The following is a 17861-nucleotide window of genomic DNA, read 5'->3' as shown; positions in this document are numbered from 1 at the left end:
TACGAAGCCGTAGGTAATTCTCCCGTCCCCAGGAGCCCCCGTGACGATCACCTCTCCCCACCTCGGCAGTTCACAGGCGTGGACTGACGCCCAACTGCTGTACGCGCTGGAAGAGGTGGTGGAGAAGGAACTCAACCGCCATCTCAAGGTCGCCAAGGACTGGATGCCGCACGAGTACGTCCCGTTCTCCGACGGCCGGAACTTCCCCGGCGTCTTCGAGGACGGCCAGGCCTGGGAGTCCGAGCAGTCCAAGGTCACCGACATCGGCAAGATCGCACTGGTCGTGAACCTGCTGACCGAGGACAACCTCCCCAGCTACCACCACGAGATCGCCTCGCTCTTCGGCCGCGACGGCGCCTGGGGCACCTGGGTGCACCGCTGGACGGCCGAGGAGGGCCGCCACGGCATCGTGATGCGCGACTACCTGCTCACGTCGCGCGCCGTGGACCCGGACAAGCTGGAGCAGTTCCGGATGGCGCACATGGCGGAGGGCTTCGAGTCCGACAACCGTCACTCGATGCTGCACTCCGTGGCCTATGTCGCCTTCCAGGAGCTGGCGACCCGGGTCTCCCACCGCAACACCGGCCACCAGTCGGGCGACCCGGTCTGCGACCGGATGCTGGCGCGCATCGCGACCGACGAGAACCTCCACATGGTGTTCTACCGCAATCTCCTGGGCGCGGCCTTCGAGCTCGCACCGGACCTGACCATGCAGTCCGTGCGTGATGTCGTCGTGAACTTCCGGATGCCCGGCCACGGCATGCCCGGCTTCGAGCGGGCCGCCGCGCAGATGGCGATCGGCGAGATCTACAACATGCGCATCCACCACGACGACGTCATCCAGCCGGTGCTGCGGTACCTGAAGGTGCTGGACATCGACGGGCTGGGCCCGGAGGGCCTGAAGGCGCAGGAGGAGCTCGGCCTGTACATGAACGGGCTGGACAGCGAGGCGTCGAAGTTCGACGAGAAGCTGGCCATGCGCAAGGCGCGGATGGCGGCCCGCGCCCAGGCCTGACGGCCCGCACCGCGTGCCCCCCGTGGGGGGCGGGCCCCGGCGGGCCCGCCCCCCACGGATGTGCAGCTGGGGTGACCCCTCAACGCGGGCCCGCGGACCGTACTCTGTGCCGGTGAAACCTCTGACGCGTATCGTTCTCTTCGCCGCGCCGATAGCCATCGCCGCCTCCATCCTCGTCAACGGTGGCGGTGGCGACGATTCCGAGCCGGCCGCCGACTCCCCCGCGGCGGCGGACCCGGCCGACTCCTCCGTGGGTCCTGACCCGTACGCCGCCGCGAACGACGAGGAACGCCGGCAACTGGACGAGCGCGTCGCCGCGATGCCGGCCGGACTGGCCGCACCGGCGAAGCGCGAGATCGCCTGGAAGGTGCTGGCCACCTCTGAGGGCTCGACGCTGGACTGGCGCAGCCAGTACGCCATGATCGACGACAACGGCGACGGCACCGGCTACACGGCCGGGATCATCGGATTCTGTTCCGGAACGCACGACATGCTCACGTTCGTCGAGGCGTTCACCAAGGACCACCCGGACAGCCCGCTGGCGCCGTACGTCCCGGCCCTGCGCAAGGTGGACGGCACAGGATCGCACAAGGGCCTGGACCCCGGCTTCACGGCCGCGTGGAAGAAGTCGGCCGCGGACCCGGTGTTCCGCGCCGCGCAGGACCGGGTCAGGGACAAGCAGTTCTTCGAGCCGGCCGTACGCCTGGCCAAACTGGACGGGCTCGGCACCCTGGGCCAGTTCATCTACTTCGACGCCATGGTGCTGCAGGGCCCCGGAACGGATCCGGACGCCTTCTACGGGATCCGGAAGGCGGCGCTGGCCGAGGCCGACACGGTCGACGAGGGCGGGGACGAGAAGGTCTACCTGGACGCCTTCCTGGACGCCGCGCGAGCCGTGATGAAGTCGAAGAAGAACCAGCACGACACCTCGCGCATCGACACGACGCAGCGCGAGTTCCTCTACGACGGCAATCTGGCGCTGGAGCCGCCGCTGACCTGGAAGATGTACGGCGACACGTTCCGCGTCGCGTCCTGAGCCCGGCGCCCGGTGCGGGTGTCCGCCCCGGCGCCGTGATCACCCGGGAAGGGCGCGATCAGGCCTGGTCGCGCCCGACTCTGCGCAGTCGGTCCCGCTCCTTCTCGGAGAGGCCGCCCCACACGCCGAAGCGCTCGTCGTTGTCGAGGGCGTACTCCAGGCAGGCCAGACGCCCTTCGCAGGCGTTGCAGAGCTGCTTGGCCTCCCGGGTGGAGCTGCCGGGGGCGGGAAAGAAGAACTCGGGCCCCGCTTGGGCGCACAGCGCTGTCTCCTGCCAGGCGAGAGCGGGGGCGGTCGGGGTGTTGATCAGCATGAGGCACACAGTGCCGTGCCGCGATAAACGACTGATCAACGATCCATCAACCCCCGGACCGGGTCAGCCGGCGGGCGCCGGCGCGCTCTTGATCACGGCGAACGGCGCACCGTAGGGGTCGGTGACGTTGGCGAACCTGCCGACGCCCTCCATCTCCAGCGGTTCCAGCGTCAGCTTGCCGCCCAGCCGCTCGACCTCCGCCGCCGTGGCGTCGCAGTCGTCGACCTCGATGTACGGCAGCCAGTGCGGGCCCACGACCGCCCGTACCGGCACGGCGTCGAGCGGGACGAGCCCACCGAAGGCGGTCTCGTCGCCGCCGCCCGCGGGCCGGACCATTGTGTACGCTCCTCCGCCGCCCGGATAGGGCACCTGGCTGGTCTCCCAGCCGAGGACGGCACCGTAGAACGCCGCGGCGGCAGGAACATCGGGGGTGTACAGCTCCGCCCAGCACAGGCTGCCGGTCTCCCCCACGGCTCCGAGTCCCGCGAGCTGCTTCGGCTGCCAGACGCCGAAGTACGCCCCGCCCCGGTCGGTGAATCCGCCCATCCGGCCGAACTCCAGCACGTCCACCGGCGCGATCGGCACGGTCCCGCCGGACTTCTCCACGAGCTGCGCGGTGGCGTCGGCGTCCGTCGTCCGGAAGTAGACCGACCATGACGGTTTCGCCTGCTCCTCGGTGACGGTCATCGCACCCCCGACCGACTTCCCGTCCAGCGTGAACATCCCGTAGCCACCGGTCTCGGGGCCTCCGGCCTCGTACCCCCAGCCGAGGAGAGCGGTGTAGAAGGCCGTGGCCCCGTCGAGATCCGGGGTACCGAGATCCATCCAGTTGGGGGCTCCGTCGACAAAACGGGTGGTGAGCATCGTGCGCTCCTTCGGTGGTCCCGTTCTCGGACACATCAGGGTTCTTCCTGATGTGTCCGAGTCTTGCACCGGGCCGCCTACCTCGCGCTGCGCAGCGGGCCGCACGCGGTGATCGTCGCGGGCGGTTCGGTGACTCCCAAGGTGGGGCTGCGCCGGCCGCTGCACTCCACCGCGCTGGGCAAGGTGCTGCTGGCCCGGGCGAGGCCGGGCGAGGGCGGCCCTTCCTCGCTGCCCCCGCTGCCCGCGTTCACCGACCGCACGATCGTCGAACCCGAGGCCCTGGAGGCGGAGCTGGCCCGGGTGCGCTCCGACACCTACGCGGTCAACGACGGTGAGTCGGCCCCCGGGGTGCGCACCCTGGCGGTGCCGGTGCTGGACGGCGCCGGGCGCGCCCGTTTCGCCCTGGCGGTCCGGGCCACCCCGTCGGTGATCACCGACGGGCGCACCGACTGGTTCCTGACGCGGGCACGCTCCTGCGCCCGTGCCCTGGAGGTCCTGCTGCTGTCACCGGCGGAACGGCGGCCGCCCGCCCCCTGAGCCGCCGCGTCCGTCCGGGTTGTCAGCGGCACATGGGACGATACGAGTCGCTCCGGGCGGGTGCCGGGCGGAGCGGTGGTGAGACCGCGGGGACAGAGGACGTACATGACTGAGGGCGGAGCCGCGGAGGGCGGGGCGACGACCGGGCGGACGGCCCGCGAGCTGCTCGCACGGGCCGAGGGACTGCTGGGCGCCGCACGCGGAGTGCTGGCCGATCACGGCCGCGCCGTCGATGCCGTGCGTGCCGCCCTGGACCCGCTGCTCGACGCGCTCGTCCGCACCGAGCTGTCGGCCATCCCGGCGTCCCGGCTCAAGGACGTCACCGAGGGCCGGCTGCGCATCGGCGCGGTGGAGCAGGCCGGTTTCACGACGGTCGGGCAGGTGCACGCGGCGAACCGCTACGAGCTCCGCCAGATCCCCGGGGTCGGCGCGCAGACCGCCGACCAGGCACTCGCCGCGGCGGCCCAGATCGCCCACGCCGTACGGGACACGGTCACGGTGCGGATTGCCGTGGATTCCCCGGACGACGCCACGACCGCCCTGGTCACCGCGTTGTACCGGCTGGTCGAGGCCGGGCCGGATGTGCGGCGGGCGGTGGACGGCGCCCGTGCTCTGGCCGAGCGGCTGGATCCGCTGCTGGCCGCGGCGGCGCCCGCGAGGGGGCGGCTGCGGATGCTCTTCACCCGGCGGCCGGACCGGGCGCGGGCCCTGGCCGCGCTCGCCGCCGCCCAGGCGGTGACGGCCGATGCGGAGGAGCGCGGGCTGCCGCTGCTGTTCGGGCAGGTGTCGGTCGATCTGCTGCGCGATCCGGACTCCGCGATCGCGGCCTGGGTCGACTTCGAGGTGCGCTCCGCCGAGTACTACAGCCTGCTCGCCGAGATGTCCGGCACCGGGCCCGACCGGGACGCGGCCGAGGGGTTCCTGCCGTCCGGGATCGCCGACCGGGTGCGCGGGCTGCGGCTGGACGACGCCCGGCTGCGGGTGTCGCTGCGCGGTTACCAGTCCTTCGGTGCCCGCTTCGCGCTCGCCCAGAAGCGGGTGATCCTCGGCGACGAGATGGGGCTCGGCAAGACCGTCCAGGCCATCGCCGCGCTGGCCCATCTCGCGGCACGGGGCGAGACGCACTTCCTGGTGGTCTGTCCGGCGAGCGTGCTGATCAACTGGACGCGGGAGGTCCGGGCCCGTTCCACGCTGCGCGCGCTGCCCGTGCACGGTCCGGAGCGGCAGGGCGCGTTCGCGGAGTGGCGCGAGGCCGGCGGGGTCGCCCTCACCACGTTCGACGCCCTGCACACGCTGCCCCTCGCGGGCGACTGCGGCATACGGCCCGGCATGCTCGTGGTGGACGAGGCCCACTACGTCAAGAACCCCGCCACCCGCCGCTCCCGGGCGGTGTCCGGCTGGTCGCAGCGGACCGAGCACGTGCTGTTCCTGACCGGTACGCCGATGGAGAACCGGGTGGAGGAGTTCCGCAGCCTCGTCCGCCAGCTCCAGCCCGAACTGGCCCCGTCGATCAGCACCAGCCACGGCGCCGCCGGATCCCAGGCGTTCCGCCGGGCCGTCGCCCCCGCCTATCTGCGCCGCAACCAGAGGGACGTCCTCACCGAACTCCCGGCGCTGGTGCAGGTCGACGAGTGGGAGGAGTTCAGCCCGGCCGATCTGGTGGCCTACCGCGAGGCGGTGGGCGCCGGGCAGTTCATGCGGATGCGCCGGGCCGCGTACGCCCGTCCGGCCACCTCCGCCAAGCTGAACCGGCTGCGCGAGCTGGTCGCGGAGGCCGCGGGCAACGGCCTGAAGGTCGTGGTGTTCTCGTACTTCCGTGACGTACTGGAAACGGTCCGGCAGGCCCTGGGCGAGGGCGTGTTCGGCCCGCTGTCGGGGAGCCTGCCGGCCGCCCGGCGCCAGGAGCTGATCGACGGCTTCACGGCGGCGGACGGCCATGCGGTCCTGCTGAGCCAGATCCAGGCCGGCGGGATCGGGCTCAACATGCAGGCCGCCTCGGTCGTCATTCTCTGCGAGCCGCAGATCAAGCCGACGATGGAGCACCAGGCGGTGGCCCGCGCCCATCGGATGGGCCAGATACGCACGGTCCAGGTGCACCGGCTGCTCGCCGCGGACAGCGTCGACCAGCGCATGCTGGACATCCTGGCCCGCAAGGAGCGGCTGTTCGACGCGTACGCACGGCGCAGCGATGTCGCCGAGACGACGCCGGACGCCGTGGACGTGTCGGACGGGTCGCTGGCCCGCCTCATCGTCGAGGAGGAACAGCAACGCCTCGCCGCGGAGGCGAGGGCGAAGCCGGCCGCAAAGGTGGAGGTGGAGGCCGGTGCGGAGGCGGAAGCCGGGAGCTCGGTCCCGGGGGACGGTTCCTGACGACCGCGGCGCCGACGGGCAGGGGCGTCCCTGCGCGGGATTCGGCCAGGGGATCGTTTTACTGCCATTCAACGGCAATCCGGTCACGGCGCTCCTGAGCCCCGGCTAAACAAGAGGGGGCTCGGACCGGCGTCCGCCGCCCTCCGGGGAACAGGCCGTGTTCGGTGGGAGGTCCGGCAGTTGTTGACGATCGAGGTGGCTGTACTGCTCGCGGTCACGGTCCTCCACCGGTGTACAGGGGCCCGGCCCGCGAGCGGCCTCACGCGGGGCGGCCGATGAGTCCCCGGGCGCGCAGCGGCCGGTCGACGACCGGGCGTCCGTCGGCGCGGCGCCGTACCCGCAGGCCCGGCAGGCGGCGCGGGCGCGCGGACGACCGGCTGACCGGATTCGTCGTGGCCGCGGTCATGGCCGTCGTCCTGGTGGTGGCCGTGGTCAACTGGCTGCTGGCCCACTGGTGGGTCCTGACAGTCCTCGGCGTGATCGCGGCGCTGACCGGCGGCGGCCTGCTCCACCGGAAGCTGCGGAACGCGCGGTGGGAAGCGGTCCGCGCGCAGGGCCTGCGGTACGAGCTGCCCCGGCTGGACGCCCTGCACCACACCCGGTTCGAGGACGCGGTGCGGGACCTGATGCGCCGTGACGGCTGCCGGGACGCGCTCCGTGTCGGTGGCGGCGGGGACCTGGGCGCCGACGTGAAGGCCACCGACCCCTACGGACGCCGCTGGGTGATCCAGTGCAAGCACCGGCGCAACGGCCCGGCCGGCTCCGCGGTGGGAACACCGGACCTCCAGGTCCTCAACGGCACCGCCCGTCAGGTGCACGGCGCCGACATCGCGGTGATCGTGACGAACGGCCGGGTCACCGCCCCGGCTGTGCTCTTCGCCGAACAGCAGCGGCTGCACGTCGTCGACCGGCAGACCCTCGCGGTGTGGGCGTCCGGTTCGCGTCCCCTGTGGGAGCTGCTCGGGGCCGTCCCGCCGCCACGCAGGCCGACCGCGCTGTCCTGAGCGGTCCGCGGCCCGGCCGGGAGCAGCGGGGCACGGCCCCCTCACCCGTCAGTGGCTGTCGTGCGACGCGGTTTCCTCCGATGCCCTGGAGCCGGAAGTCTTCGCGTCCGGGGTCTTGGTGTCCGGGGTCTTCGCGTCCGGCGTCTTCGTGCCGTGCGATGACATGGAGTGCGCCTCGTGCCCCGGTACCGTCCCGTCGGGCTTGGCCACCAGCAGCATCCCCGCCATGCCCATGTCGGAGTGGCTCTGCACATGGCAGTGGTACATCCACGCGCCCGCGCCCACGTGTTCACCCGCGATGACCTGGAAACCGAAGGAGTCCGCCGGTCCGACGATCTTCGTGTCGATGACCCGGGTCGGGTCGTCGGGGCCGGTGAGCAGGCCCGTGCGGTTGTCCGCCCAGCGGTGACCGTGGACATGGAAGGTGTGGTAGTACTCGCCGTGCGTGATCATGACGACTTCGAGCCGGTCCCCCACCGTCGTCTCGAAGTCGGGGCTCTTGTCGGCGGGCTTGTTGTTGATCAGCATGTCGTTGAAGACGATCGCGATCGTCTTGTCCGGCAGGATGTCCCCCTTGCGCCGGACGATCACCGGCCCGTAGAGCCCCTTGCGGATGCCGCCCGTGCCGTGGTCGGTGCCGACGACATGGTCGTGGTAGTGCCAGTAACCGGCGCTGCCCGCCTGCCAGGTGCCGTCCTTGCGCCGGCCCGGGGCATGGGTGCGCCAGGTGTAGGTGCGGGTCTCGCCCGGTTCGACGATGCTCTTGTTCATCCGCGTGCCGTCGCTCGCGATGTCGTAGTCGACGCCGTGCGCGTGGAGACTGGCCGCCACGTCCATCGTGTTCTCGAACTCGATGTGCAGGGTGTCGCCCTCGTTGATCTCGATGAGCGGGCCGGGGATCGACGCCTTGCCCTTCTCGAACCCGTACCCCATCTGTCCGTCCGGCAGCTTCTCCGCGTACATCTTGAGGTGGCGGACCACTCCGCCCGCCGGTGCCGTGCGGGGCGGGTTCTCGGCCGAGGTCGCCTCGATCGCGCCAAGGGACAACGATGTCACGCCGGTTGCTGCCGCCACCCCGCCGCCCATCAGAATCCGCCGGTTGAAGCTGCGTCGATCCATGTCGAACTCCCCACTTTCAGACGGGTGTTGCGGAGACAACCAAGGCAACTACGGTGCGCGGCGCAGAGGTACGCAGGTCATGGCAGTCGACGCCGTCGGGCACGGGTGACCTCGGGGACGGGCCATACCGTAGCCCGGGGATCTTCGTTTATCCACACTAAGGACAAAGTTCGTGCGATTGCTGCCATAGCTATTGGCGAGTCGCGAAAAGAGGTCTAGCTTCATGCGCTGTTGCAGTGACCAAAGAGGGGTGGGTGACCACATGCAGCGCACACCACATCACAGGTCCAGATCGCGACGCGGACTTGCGGCGGCCGTAGCGGCCGGCGCACTGACCGCATCCCTGCTCGGCGGCAATGCCGCCAGTGCCAGGCCGTATCCCGGACCGCACGAGTCCATGGCGACAACGTTGTCCCTTCCGTCGCCGCCCGGCGGCGCGAACGTGAAGGTACTGGTCTTCCATGCCTCCGCGTCCGAGGAGACCCCGACGGTCGACGCCGGTATCGCGGCGATCGAGAAGATCGGGCTCACCGGTCCGGAGGCGGGCCGCTTCAAGACCGTGGCCAGTGACGACCCGGCCGTCTTCACCAACGGCAAGAAGCTCGGCACGTTCAACGCCGTCGTCTTCCTGACGGGCGGCGGCGACGTCCTGGACCCGGAGCAGGAGGCCGGTCTGGAGGCGTACATGGAGGCCGGCGGCGGCTTCCTCGGCATCCATGACGCGGCGCGCACCGAGCCGTACTCGGACTGGTTCACCGGACTCGTCGGTGCCCGCCCGGCGGCCGGCAGCCCCACCTCCGTACAGCGTGCGACGGTGGAGATCGGCGACCGGCAGCACCCGGCCACCAAGAACCTCCCGCTGGAGTGGAAGCGTCCCGACAAGTGGCTGAACTGGAAGGAGAACCCGTCCGGCGACGTGCACACCGTGGCGCGTGTCCGGGAGATCACCTACAAGCCCGGGGCGAGCGCCAACGGCTGGGACCACCCGGTCTCCTGGTGCCGTGACTACGACGGCGGCCGGTCCTTCTACACCGCGATGGGCGGTACGGTCGACAGCTTCGCGGAGGCCGACTTCCGTGACCACCTGCGCGGCGCGCTCGACTGGACGACCCGGATCTCGCAGGCCGACTGCAAGGCGACGATCACCTCCAACTACAAGGCGGAGCGGGTCACCCAGCCCAACCAGCCCGGCAAGAACGACCAGATCGGCGAACCGCACGGGCTGGTGACCGCCCCCGACGGACGTGTGCTGTACATCGGCCGCGGCGGCGCCGACAGCAGCGTGCCGGTCGTCACCGACTGGAAGGACCCGAACGTCGGCAAGGGCCTGGGCCAGATCCACGTCTACGACCCGAAGACCAAGAAGGTCACCCTCGCGGGCGAGCTGACGGTCTTCGGCAACAAGGGCGGCGGCGACGAACTGGTCAAGGTCGAGGAGGGGCTGCTCGGGATCGAGCTCGACCCGGACTTCGAGAAGAACGGCTGGGTGTACCTGCACTACACCCCCCACGACAAGATCGACCGCGACAAGCAGATGGCGGTCCGCCAGGTCTCCAGGTTCACCATGGACCTGGCCACGAACAAGCTGGACCTCTCCTCCGAGAAGGTGCTGCTGCACTGGCCGGTCCAGATCCACAGCTGCTGCCACGCGGGCGGCGGCCTGGCCTGGGACTCCAAGGGCAACCTGTACATCGCGGCCGGTGACAACAACTCCTCGCAGTTCAGCGACGGTTACTCGGGCAACAACCCCGAGCCGAACTACAAGGGCGTCTCGTTCGCCGATGCCCGGCGCACCGCGGGCAACACGAACAACCTCAACGGCAAGATCCTGCGGATCCACCCCGAGGACGACGGCACCTACACCCTGCCCGAGGGCAATCTCTTCACCGGCAAGGAGCCGGACGAGGGCGGCGGCAAGACCCGCGGCGAGATCTACGTGATGGGTGTGCGCAACCCGGCGAGGATCTCGATCGACAAGTCGACCGACACGCTGTACGCGGGCTGGGTCGGCCCCGACGCGGGCGAGCCGAGCACCACCTGGGGTCCGGCCAAGTACGACACGTTCGCCGCGATCACCAAGGCGGGCAACCACGGCTGGCCGTACTGCATGGGCAACAAGCAGCCCTACCGGGACCGCAATCTGCCCGACCCGAGCAAGCCGCTCGGCTGGTACGACTGCGACCACCCCAAGAACGAGTCGCCGAACAACAACGGTCTGGTGAACCTGCCGCCGATCACGTCCAACACCATCTGGTACTCGCCGCAGGGCGGCGGCGTGGACTACCCGCGCGACGCGAACGGCATCCCGAGCTACAAGGTGGAGGACCAGAAGGAACTCCTGCCCTGGCTCAAGGGCGGCGGCCAGGCCACGATGAACGGCCCGGTCTACCGGTACGACGCGGCGAGCACCAGCGCCGAGAAGTGGCCCTCCTACTGGGACGGCAAGTGGTTCGTCGGCGACTTCTACGACGACACCCAGCCGCGGCACGCCGTGCTCACCGACCCGAAGACGGTCGGCAAGGGCGGACTGCCCACGCACGCCGAGTCCCTCAAGGAGATCATCCCGGTCGGCGCGGACGGCATCCGCAACCTGATGGACTGGAAGTTCGCCCCGGACGGTTCGCTGTACGTCCTGGACTACGGGCGCGGCTTCTTCACCTCCGACTCCAAGTCCGCGCTGTGGCGCGTGGCGTACAAGGGCGGCGCACCGACCCCGGCCGTCAAGGATCTGGCCAGGAAGGCGGCAGCGCAGTGAGACACCGTTCGATCTTCTTCCGGAGGCGGTCGCGGCCGGCCCGGCTGTGGCTCGCCCTGCTGGGGTCCTTCCTGATGGTGCTGGGACTGACCTCGACGGCGGCCTACGGGCGTACCGTCGCCCCGGCCGGCGCGGCGGCGGCCGACCAGGTGCTGACCTGGACGGCCGGCAACCCCATCGACCACTATCTGTCCGCGCCGAAGACGGCGGTCGCCGGCAAGGCGACCATCGTCTTCGAGAACAGCGAGGGGACCGGGAACACCAGCGGGATGCCGCACACGCTGACCTTCAGCGTGTCGGACCCCGAGTTCAACAACGACGTCCCCCTGAACCTGCTGGCCAACCCGGGCGACGACCAGGGCGGCAAGCAGACCGCGGAGGTCACGCTCACGCCCGGCCGGTACTTCTACCACTGCACGATGCCGGGGCACGAGGCGATGCAGGGCATCCTGACCGTGACCGACGGGGGCGGCGGTGAGGACACCACCGCGCCCGAGACCTCCGCGAAGGTCGACGGCGACAAGAACGCCGACGGCGCCTACATCGGTCAGGCGACGGTCACCGTCGCCGCCACCGACGAGGGCTCGGGCGTCGACACCGTCGAGTACGCGGTCGGGGCCGACGGCGCCTGGCAGCCGTACACCGCGCCCGTCGTCGTGAACGAGGTCGGCGCGCACACCATCCGCTACCGCGCCACCGACAAGGCGGGCAACGCAGCCGCCGAGAAGACGGCGGAGTTCACCGTCGCCGCACCGCCGACCGACGACACGACGGCGCCGGAGACCTCGGCGACCGTCTCCGGTGAGAAGGACGACCAGGGGCGGTACCTGGGCATGGCGACGGTCACCGTGACCGCCTCCGACACCGGGTCCGGCGTCAACACCATCGAGTACGCGGTGGGCGCCGACGGCGCCTGGCAGCCGTACACCGGCCCCGTGATGGTGCACGAGGTGGGGGCGCAGACGGTCCGCTACCGCGCCACGGACAAGGCGGGCAACGCAGCCGCCGAGAAGACGGTGGAGTTCACCGTCGTCGAGCCGCCTACCGAGGACACCACACCGCCGGAGACCTCCGCGAAGGTCACGGGCGACAAGAACTCGGACGGCGCCTACCTCACCAGCGCCAAGGTGACGGTCACCGCGACCGACGCCGACAGCGGGGTGGACAAGGTCGAGTACTCCCTCGACGGCGGCCCCTACCTCGCCTACTCCGCCACGGTCATCGTCGACCGCGTCGGCTACCACACCGTCGCCCACCGGGCCACGGACAAGGCGGGCAACACCTCGGAGGCGAGGCAGACGTCGTTCACCGTCGCGCAGAGCGGCGGCGTACCGGCGCCGAACTGCCCGGAGTTCGACGAACGGCTCACCGTCATCGTGGGCACCGTCGACACCGGGGTGCCCAACCGCATCACCGGCAACCGCTGCACGATCAATGAGCTGATCGAGGACGAGAAGGACTGGTCGTCGCACGCGCTGTTCCTCAAGCACGTCGACAAGGTTCTCGACAAGCTGCTCACCGCCGGAGTGGTCGACGCCCGCGAGCAGAAGAAGATCTACAAGGCGGCCAAGCAGTCGGGGATCGGCAAGCCGGGCCAGGACGAGGGCTACCACAAGCTCTTCGACGGCACGGCGGCCTCCTTCGCCAAGTGGCAGCAGGTCGGCGGCGGGCAGTTCTCGCTGAACGAGGAGGACGGCTCGCTCAACAGCTCCACCACGGTGGACGGCATGGGCATGCTCTGGTTCCCGGGCCGGCAGTACGGGGACTTCTCGCTGAAGCTCCAGTGGCGGGACGACGCCCCCGGCACGGGCAACGCCAACGGCGGTGTCTTCGTGCGGTTCCCGAACGTCCACGACAACCCGGAGGAGTCGAATCCGGAGTGGGTCGCCATCAAGTACGGCCATGAGATCCAGATCAACGACCGGCCGGACGGCGACATGTACAAGACCGGTTCCGTCTACGGATTCGACCGGGTCGGTCTCGGCGGCGCCGGGGTCACCCCCAAGGGCACCTGGAACGACTACGAGATCCGGGTGGTGGACCAGCACTACTCGATCTACCGCAACGGTGTCCTGCTCAACGAGTTCGACAACAACGGCGGTCAGTCCTTCGAGCCGCCGCGGGACGACGACCCGGGCACCGACGGCCGGCGGTACGCCTCCGGTTACATCGGGCTCCAGGTCCACAGCACCTCGGACGTGATCTCCTACCGGGACATCCGGATCCAGGAGCTCTAGGCACCACGGCCGGGAGCGGTTCAGGTGGCCGCGGCCGCATGCTGAGGCATGTGGTCGCGGCCTTGCTGTTTCCGGTGGGCTCCCACCCAGAAGACCGTGCCGGAGACCAGGGCCCAGCCCGCGAGCACCAGGAACGGGAAGATCCGCTGATGCCCCTGGTAGTAGACGGCGGTGTGCTGGGCATTGACGGACGCGCCGGGCGGCAGCCAGCGTCCGATGTGCCCGAGCGCCGAGGGCAGCAGCGGCCAGGACACGGCCCCGCCGGAGGACGGGTTGCCCAGGAGCACCAGCAGGCCCCAGGTCGGGATCATGGCCCAGCGCCCGAACAGCGTGTTGAACATGAGGAAGACCATGCCCGTGGTGAACATCGTGAACGCCAGGATCAGCAAGGACTCGAAGAACGGCAGATCGACGGAGTCCAGCAGCCAGTCCACCACGGCGGTGATGCAGAACCCGCCGAGCAGCGCGTAGGCGATCGTGAACGCGATCCGTTCGAACGGCCGCAGGCCACTGGCGTGCACGTTCAGCTGGATGGAGCCGACGAAACCGATGATGACGGCGGCGAGCGAGATGTAGAAGAGCGCGAGTCCGCGCGGATCGCCCTTTTGGAGCGGTTTGACGTCCGTGACGGAGACGGGGATGCCGAGCGTGTGCCCCACCTTCACGGCGGACTGCGCGAGCACCTGGGCGACGGCGGCCCCGGAGGCGCCGGCCAGGTCGAGTGACGCCCCCCGGCTGTCGGCCCGCACGATCGCGAAGACCTGCTGGTCCTCCAGCGCCGCGCGTGCCTCGGCGGGGGTCGCGAAGGCATGGATGACCAGCGAGGCGTCCAGGGCCTTGTCCATCGCGGCGACGAACTCCTCACCGCGGGCCGTGTCCGGCTGACTGACCACGGCGGCCGGGATCCGGTGCGGGGTCGGGTTGGCCATCGCGTACGTGTAGGAGCCGGCGAAGAGCCCTGCGGCGGCCGCGCAGATGAGCATGATCACCGTCGCCGGGAGGTAGGGCGACTTCTTGTACGCCGCCCATCTCCGGGCGGCACCCGGCGGCCGGCCGTGTGCTCCGTGCGGCGGGGCGGGCCGAGATCCTGACCCGGTCGCGCCGGGGTCGGAAGTGGCCGGATCGGGAGTGGTGGGTTCGGGGTCGGGACCCGGCGTTGCCGGATCGGGCTCGCTCATCCTTCGCCGTCCTCGTCGTGGCGGGCGCGGCTCGGCTGCACCCGTTTCGGTTCGCCGGGCATCTTCGGGTACTCCGGCGGGTACGGCAGGTCGCCCAGCCCGCGCTCCCGCTCGTCGCGGTCGGCGAGCTCCAGCAGCCGGTCGAGCCGGAAGGCGTGCTCGTCCATGTCCGCGTGCACATCGCCCGCTTCCGCGTACCGCACCGGCATGGTCCGGATGTCGAAGTCGCGCGGTTCCGCGTCGTCGATCTCCTCCCAGCGCAGGGGCGCGGAGACCGGGGCGTGCGGGCGGGGGCGGACGGAGTAGGCGGAGGCGATCGTGCGGTCCCTGGCGGTCTGGTTGAAGTCGACGAAGATCCGCTCGCCGCGCTCCTCCTTCCACCAGGCGGTGGTCACCCGGTCCGGCATCCGGCGTTCCAGTTCGCGGCCCGCCGCGATGGTCGCCCGCCTGACCTCGGTGAACGTCCAGCGGGCCGCGAGGGGGACGAAGACGTGGATACCGCGGCCGCCGGAGGTCTTGGGCCAGCCGCGCAGTCCGTGGTCGTCCAGTACGGAGCGCAGCTCGTGGGCGGCCCGCACCGCGTCGGCGTAGTCGGTGCCCGGCTGGGGGTCGAGGTCGATGCGCAGTTCGTCGGGATGGTCGGTGTCACCGCCCCGGACCGGCCACGGGTGGAAGGTGAGCGTTCCCAGGTTGGCGGCCCAGATGACGGCGGCCACCTCTGTGGGGCAGATCTCGTCGGCGGGACGGCCGCTGGGGAAGGCGATACGGGCGGTGGGGATCCATTCGGGAAGGTTCTTCGGGGCCCGCTTCTGGTAGAAGAACTCACCCTCGACCCCGTCCACGAAGCGCTGGAGGGTGGTCGGCCGGTTGCGCAGGGCGCGGGTGATGCCGGGACCCACGGCCAGGAAGTACTCGGCCACGTCCCTCTTGGTGTAGCCCTTGTCCGGGAAGTAGACCTTGTCCGGACTGGACAGCCGGACGGGCCGACCGCCCGCGTCCAGCTCCACCGCTTTGCCCGCTGCTGCCATGTCGGCCACGGTAGGCCGGGCACACATATGCCGCACATCGGGAGACTCCGATCGTCGGACGGTCCACAATCGGGGCATGGACCTGCCGGTGATGCCGCCCGTGAAGCCGATGCTCGCCAAGTCCGTGTCCCGGATCCCGCCGGACATGCAGTACGAGGCCAAGTGGGACGGCTTCCGGGCGATCGTGCACCGGGACGGCGACGAGGTGGTGATCGGCAGCCGCACCGGAAAGCCGCTCACCCGCTACTTCCCGGAGCTGGTGACCGCGGTCCGGGACAACCTGCCGGCCCGCTGTGTGATCGACGGCGAGATCGTGGTCGCGCACGAGGGACGGCTCGACTTCGAGCGGCTGAGCGAGCGCATCCACCCCGCCGACTCCCGGGTACGGCTGCTCGCCGAGCAGACCCCGGCCGCCCTGGTGGCCTTCGACATCCTCGCGGTGGGCGACGACTCGCTCCTGAGCGCGCGGCAGTCGGAACGGAGAACGGTGCTGGAGGCCGCGCTGTCCGGCGCCTCGGCGCCCGTCCACCTCGCCCCGGCGACCACCGACCGGGCCGTCGCCCAGGAGTGGTTCGAACAGTACGAGGGTGCCGGGCTCGACGGGGTCGTCGCCAAACCGCTCGATCTGCCCTACCGGCCGGACACCCGGGTGATGTACAAGATCAAGCACGAGCGGACCGCCGACTGCGTGGTGGCGGGCTACCGCCACCACAAGAGCGGCCCGGTCGTCGGGTCGCTGCTGCTCGGCCTGTACGACGAGGCGGGTGCCCTCCAGCACGTGGGGGTCTGCGCGGCCTTCCCGATGAAGCGCCGCGCGGAGCTGGTCACCGAACTGGAGCCGCTGCTCACGGACTTCTCCGACCACCCGTGGGGGGCCTGGCAGGACGCCGGGGCGCACGAGCACGCCCGGCTGCCCGGCAACCCGAGCCGGTGGTCCGGCAAGAAGGACCAGTCGTGGGTGCCGGTGCGCCCGGAGCGGGTCTGTGAGGTGGCGTACGACCACATGGAGGGTGACCGGTTCCGGCACACGGCCCAGTTCCGCCGGTGGCGGCCGGACCGCACCCCCGCCAGCTGCACGTACGCGCAGCTGGAAGAGGTGGTGCGGTACGACCTGGCCGCGGTGCTGTCGGCCGGCGGCTGAGCCGGGTGACCGGCCGGGCCGGACGGGCCGGTGTCAGTCGGCGGCCGGCGGCACCGAGGGCGTCGTGCAGGGCTCGGGGGTCGTGCTCGGATCGGGTGACGGCGACTCCGTGGCCCCGGTGGTGTCGTCCGGGTCCGGCGACGGGGAGTCCGTCTCGCAGCCCGGAGCGGGCTTGGTGGTGCTCGGGCCGGGGTCCGGAGTGGTGGACGGGTCGGGGCTGGTGCCCGGATCGGGGGTGGCGGATCCGCTGTCGGTCGGATGGGGCGACGGGCCCGGGTCGGTGGAGCCGCCCGGGTCCGGGGTGCCCGAATCGCCGGGCGAGGGCGCCGGGGACGTCGGGGTCCTGGTGTGGCTGGGCTGCGGGCCGACCTCGATGCCGCCGCCGTTGCCGTCACCCGATCCGTCCACGGGGCGCTTGGGTTCGTTCGGGCTCCCGGCGCCGGGGCTCCTGGGCACCGGACCCTGGCCGTCGGTGACCGGATGGGTGCCCTTGCGGTAGAACTCCAGCCAGGACAGCACCGTACGCAGATACGTGTCCGAGTGGTTGTAGCTCAGGATCGCCCGGTCGAGGTCCGCCCGTACCCTCAGATCGCGCGGCCCGGCGCAGAGGTAGGCCCCGGCGGCCAGGGCCGCGTCGTAGACGTTGCTCGGATCGCTGCGCCCGTCACCGTTGCCGTCCCTCCCCCAGTGCGCCCAGGTCGAGGGGATGAACTGCATCGGGCCGACCGCCCGGTCGAAGGTCTTGTCCCCGTCGTACGCCCCGCCGTCGGTGTCCGGGATGTTGGCGAATCCCGCGCCGTTGAGCACCGGTCCGAGGATCGGCGAGAGCGTCGTGCCCCGGGCGTCGACCCTGCCGCCGCCCGCGTGTCCGGACTCGACCTTGCCGATGGCCGCCAGCAGCTGCCACGGCAGCCCGCAGCCCGGGTCGCTGCGTCGCAGCGAGCCCTCCGCCTTGCGGTAGGCGGCGAGCACCGTGGCCGGAATACCCGCCTCGGCCCACGAGGCGGTGACGGCCCGGCTCTGCTTGACGCCCGGTTTCGGGGGCTCCGGGCTCTTCAGCGGCGGCAGTTCGGTGTGGTACGAGTCGTCGTTGGGTGCCTCCGACCACCTGACCTCGTCGGTCTCCTGGCGCTGTTTCTGCGTCTCCTCGTGCGCCACGAGCCCCGGCCCCTGGGAGGCGGTGAGCGCTGCCATCGCGGCGACGGCGGCTGCGGTGCCACCGAGTCCGCGACGCATGGTGCCGTTGAACCTCATGCGTGCTCTC

General features: G+C 70.9%; 13 protein-coding genes and 1 pseudogene. 8 read left to right on the top strand and 6 right to left on the bottom strand.

Annotated features, from left to right (window positions below):
• Positions 1 to 40 precede the first annotated feature (40 nt).
• On the top strand, positions 41 to 1015 hold the full coding sequence (locus tag ACIQM0_RS17760) for an acyl-ACP desaturase (protein ID WP_401287381.1): 975 nt from the start codon (positions 41 to 43) through the stop codon (positions 1013 to 1015).
• Between the two features lie 121 nt (positions 1016 to 1136).
• Positions 1137 to 2051: a chitosanase gene (locus tag ACIQM0_RS17755; RefSeq protein ID WP_401288009.1), complete on the top strand. Its 915-nt coding sequence runs from the start codon at positions 1137 to 1139 to the stop codon at positions 2049 to 2051.
• Between the two features lie 58 nt (positions 2052 to 2109).
• On the opposite strand, the gene ACIQM0_RS17750 is transcribed toward ACIQM0_RS17755, so the two are convergent.
• Together ACIQM0_RS17750 and ACIQM0_RS17745 are read right to left on the bottom strand one after the other, a co-directional pair.
• On the bottom strand, positions 2110 to 2364 hold the full coding sequence (locus tag ACIQM0_RS17750; RefSeq protein ID WP_401287378.1) for a WhiB family transcriptional regulator: 255 nt from the start codon (positions 2362 to 2364) through the stop codon (positions 2110 to 2112).
• Positions 2365 to 2427: 63 nt separating this feature from the next.
• Entirely contained in the window at positions 2428 to 3228 is an 801-nt protein-coding gene (locus tag ACIQM0_RS17745) for a VOC family protein (protein WP_401287376.1), read from the bottom strand.
• A gap of 75 nt (positions 3229 to 3303) precedes the next feature.
• On the opposite strand from ACIQM0_RS17745, the pseudogene ACIQM0_RS17740 reads away from it, so the two are divergent.
• The 3 genes and pseudogenes from ACIQM0_RS17740 to ACIQM0_RS17730 form a co-directional block, all read left to right on the top strand.
• A pseudogene (locus tag ACIQM0_RS17740) lies at positions 3304 to 3765 on the top strand (IclR family transcriptional regulator C-terminal domain-containing protein); the annotation flags it as partial.
• A 105-nt stretch (positions 3766 to 3870) separates the two neighbouring features.
• Complete coding sequence (locus tag ACIQM0_RS17735; RefSeq protein ID WP_401287374.1) at positions 3871 to 6135, top strand: DEAD/DEAH box helicase; 2265 nt, start codon at positions 3871 to 3873, stop codon at positions 6133 to 6135.
• Positions 6136 to 6410: 275 nt separating this feature from the next.
• Positions 6411 to 7139, top strand: a complete 729-nt coding sequence (locus ACIQM0_RS17730) for a restriction endonuclease (protein ID WP_401287371.1) — start codon at positions 6411 to 6413, stop codon at positions 7137 to 7139.
• Between the two features lie 48 nt (positions 7140 to 7187).
• On the opposite strand, the gene ACIQM0_RS17725 is transcribed toward ACIQM0_RS17730, so the two are convergent.
• Complete coding sequence (locus tag ACIQM0_RS17725; protein WP_401287368.1) at positions 7188 to 8258, bottom strand: multicopper oxidase domain-containing protein; 1071 nt, start codon at positions 8256 to 8258, stop codon at positions 7188 to 7190.
• A gap of 262 nt (positions 8259 to 8520) precedes the next feature.
• Between ACIQM0_RS17725 and ACIQM0_RS17720 the strand changes: the two genes are divergently transcribed.
• Positions 8521 to 11013 carry a ThuA domain-containing protein gene (locus tag ACIQM0_RS17720; protein ID WP_401287365.1) on the top strand — a complete coding sequence of 831 codons (2493 nt, stop codon included), beginning with the start codon at positions 8521 to 8523 and terminating at the stop codon, positions 11011 to 11013.
• Positions 11010 to 13250 (top strand): OmpL47-type beta-barrel domain-containing protein, encoded by a 2241-nt coding sequence (locus ACIQM0_RS17715; protein ID WP_401287362.1) that lies wholly within the window; start codon positions 11010 to 11012, stop codon positions 13248 to 13250. The genes ACIQM0_RS17720 and ACIQM0_RS17715 overlap by 4 nt, the downstream gene beginning before the upstream one ends.
• 20 nt (positions 13251 to 13270) lie before the next feature.
• Here ACIQM0_RS17715 and ACIQM0_RS17710 read toward each other — a convergent pair whose 3' ends face one another.
• Positions 13271 to 14428 (bottom strand): ABC transporter permease, encoded by a 1158-nt coding sequence (locus ACIQM0_RS17710; RefSeq protein ID WP_401287360.1) that lies wholly within the window; start codon positions 14426 to 14428, stop codon positions 13271 to 13273.
• Positions 14425 to 15435 carry a non-homologous end-joining DNA ligase gene (gene ligD, locus ACIQM0_RS17705; RefSeq protein WP_401288008.1) on the bottom strand — a complete coding sequence of 337 codons (1011 nt, stop codon included), beginning with the start codon at positions 15433 to 15435 and terminating at the stop codon, positions 14425 to 14427. The genes ACIQM0_RS17710 and ligD overlap by 4 nt, the downstream gene beginning before the upstream one ends.
• 97 nt (positions 15436 to 15532) lie before the next feature.
• Here ligD and ACIQM0_RS17700 point away from each other — a divergent pair, with 97 nt between their 5' ends.
• Positions 15533 to 16597, top strand: coding sequence for an ATP-dependent DNA ligase (locus ACIQM0_RS17700; RefSeq protein WP_401287358.1), 1065 nt, complete (start codon positions 15533 to 15535; stop codon positions 16595 to 16597).
• Positions 16598 to 16630: 33 nt separating this feature from the next.
• Here the strand turns inward: ACIQM0_RS17700 and ACIQM0_RS17695 are convergent, their stop codons facing one another.
• On the bottom strand, positions 16631 to 17851 hold the full coding sequence (locus ACIQM0_RS17695; RefSeq protein ID WP_401287355.1) for a lytic murein transglycosylase: 1221 nt from the start codon (positions 17849 to 17851) through the stop codon (positions 16631 to 16633).
• Positions 17852 to 17861 lie beyond the last annotated feature (10 nt).

Source organism: Streptomyces sp. NPDC091387 (assembly GCF_044756945.1).
In the GTDB taxonomy this organism is placed as follows: Bacteria; Actinomycetota; Actinomycetes; order Streptomycetales; family Streptomycetaceae; genus Streptomyces.
Note: the sequence above shows the minus strand (reverse complement) of the source record. Positions and strands in the feature narration are given on the sequence as shown.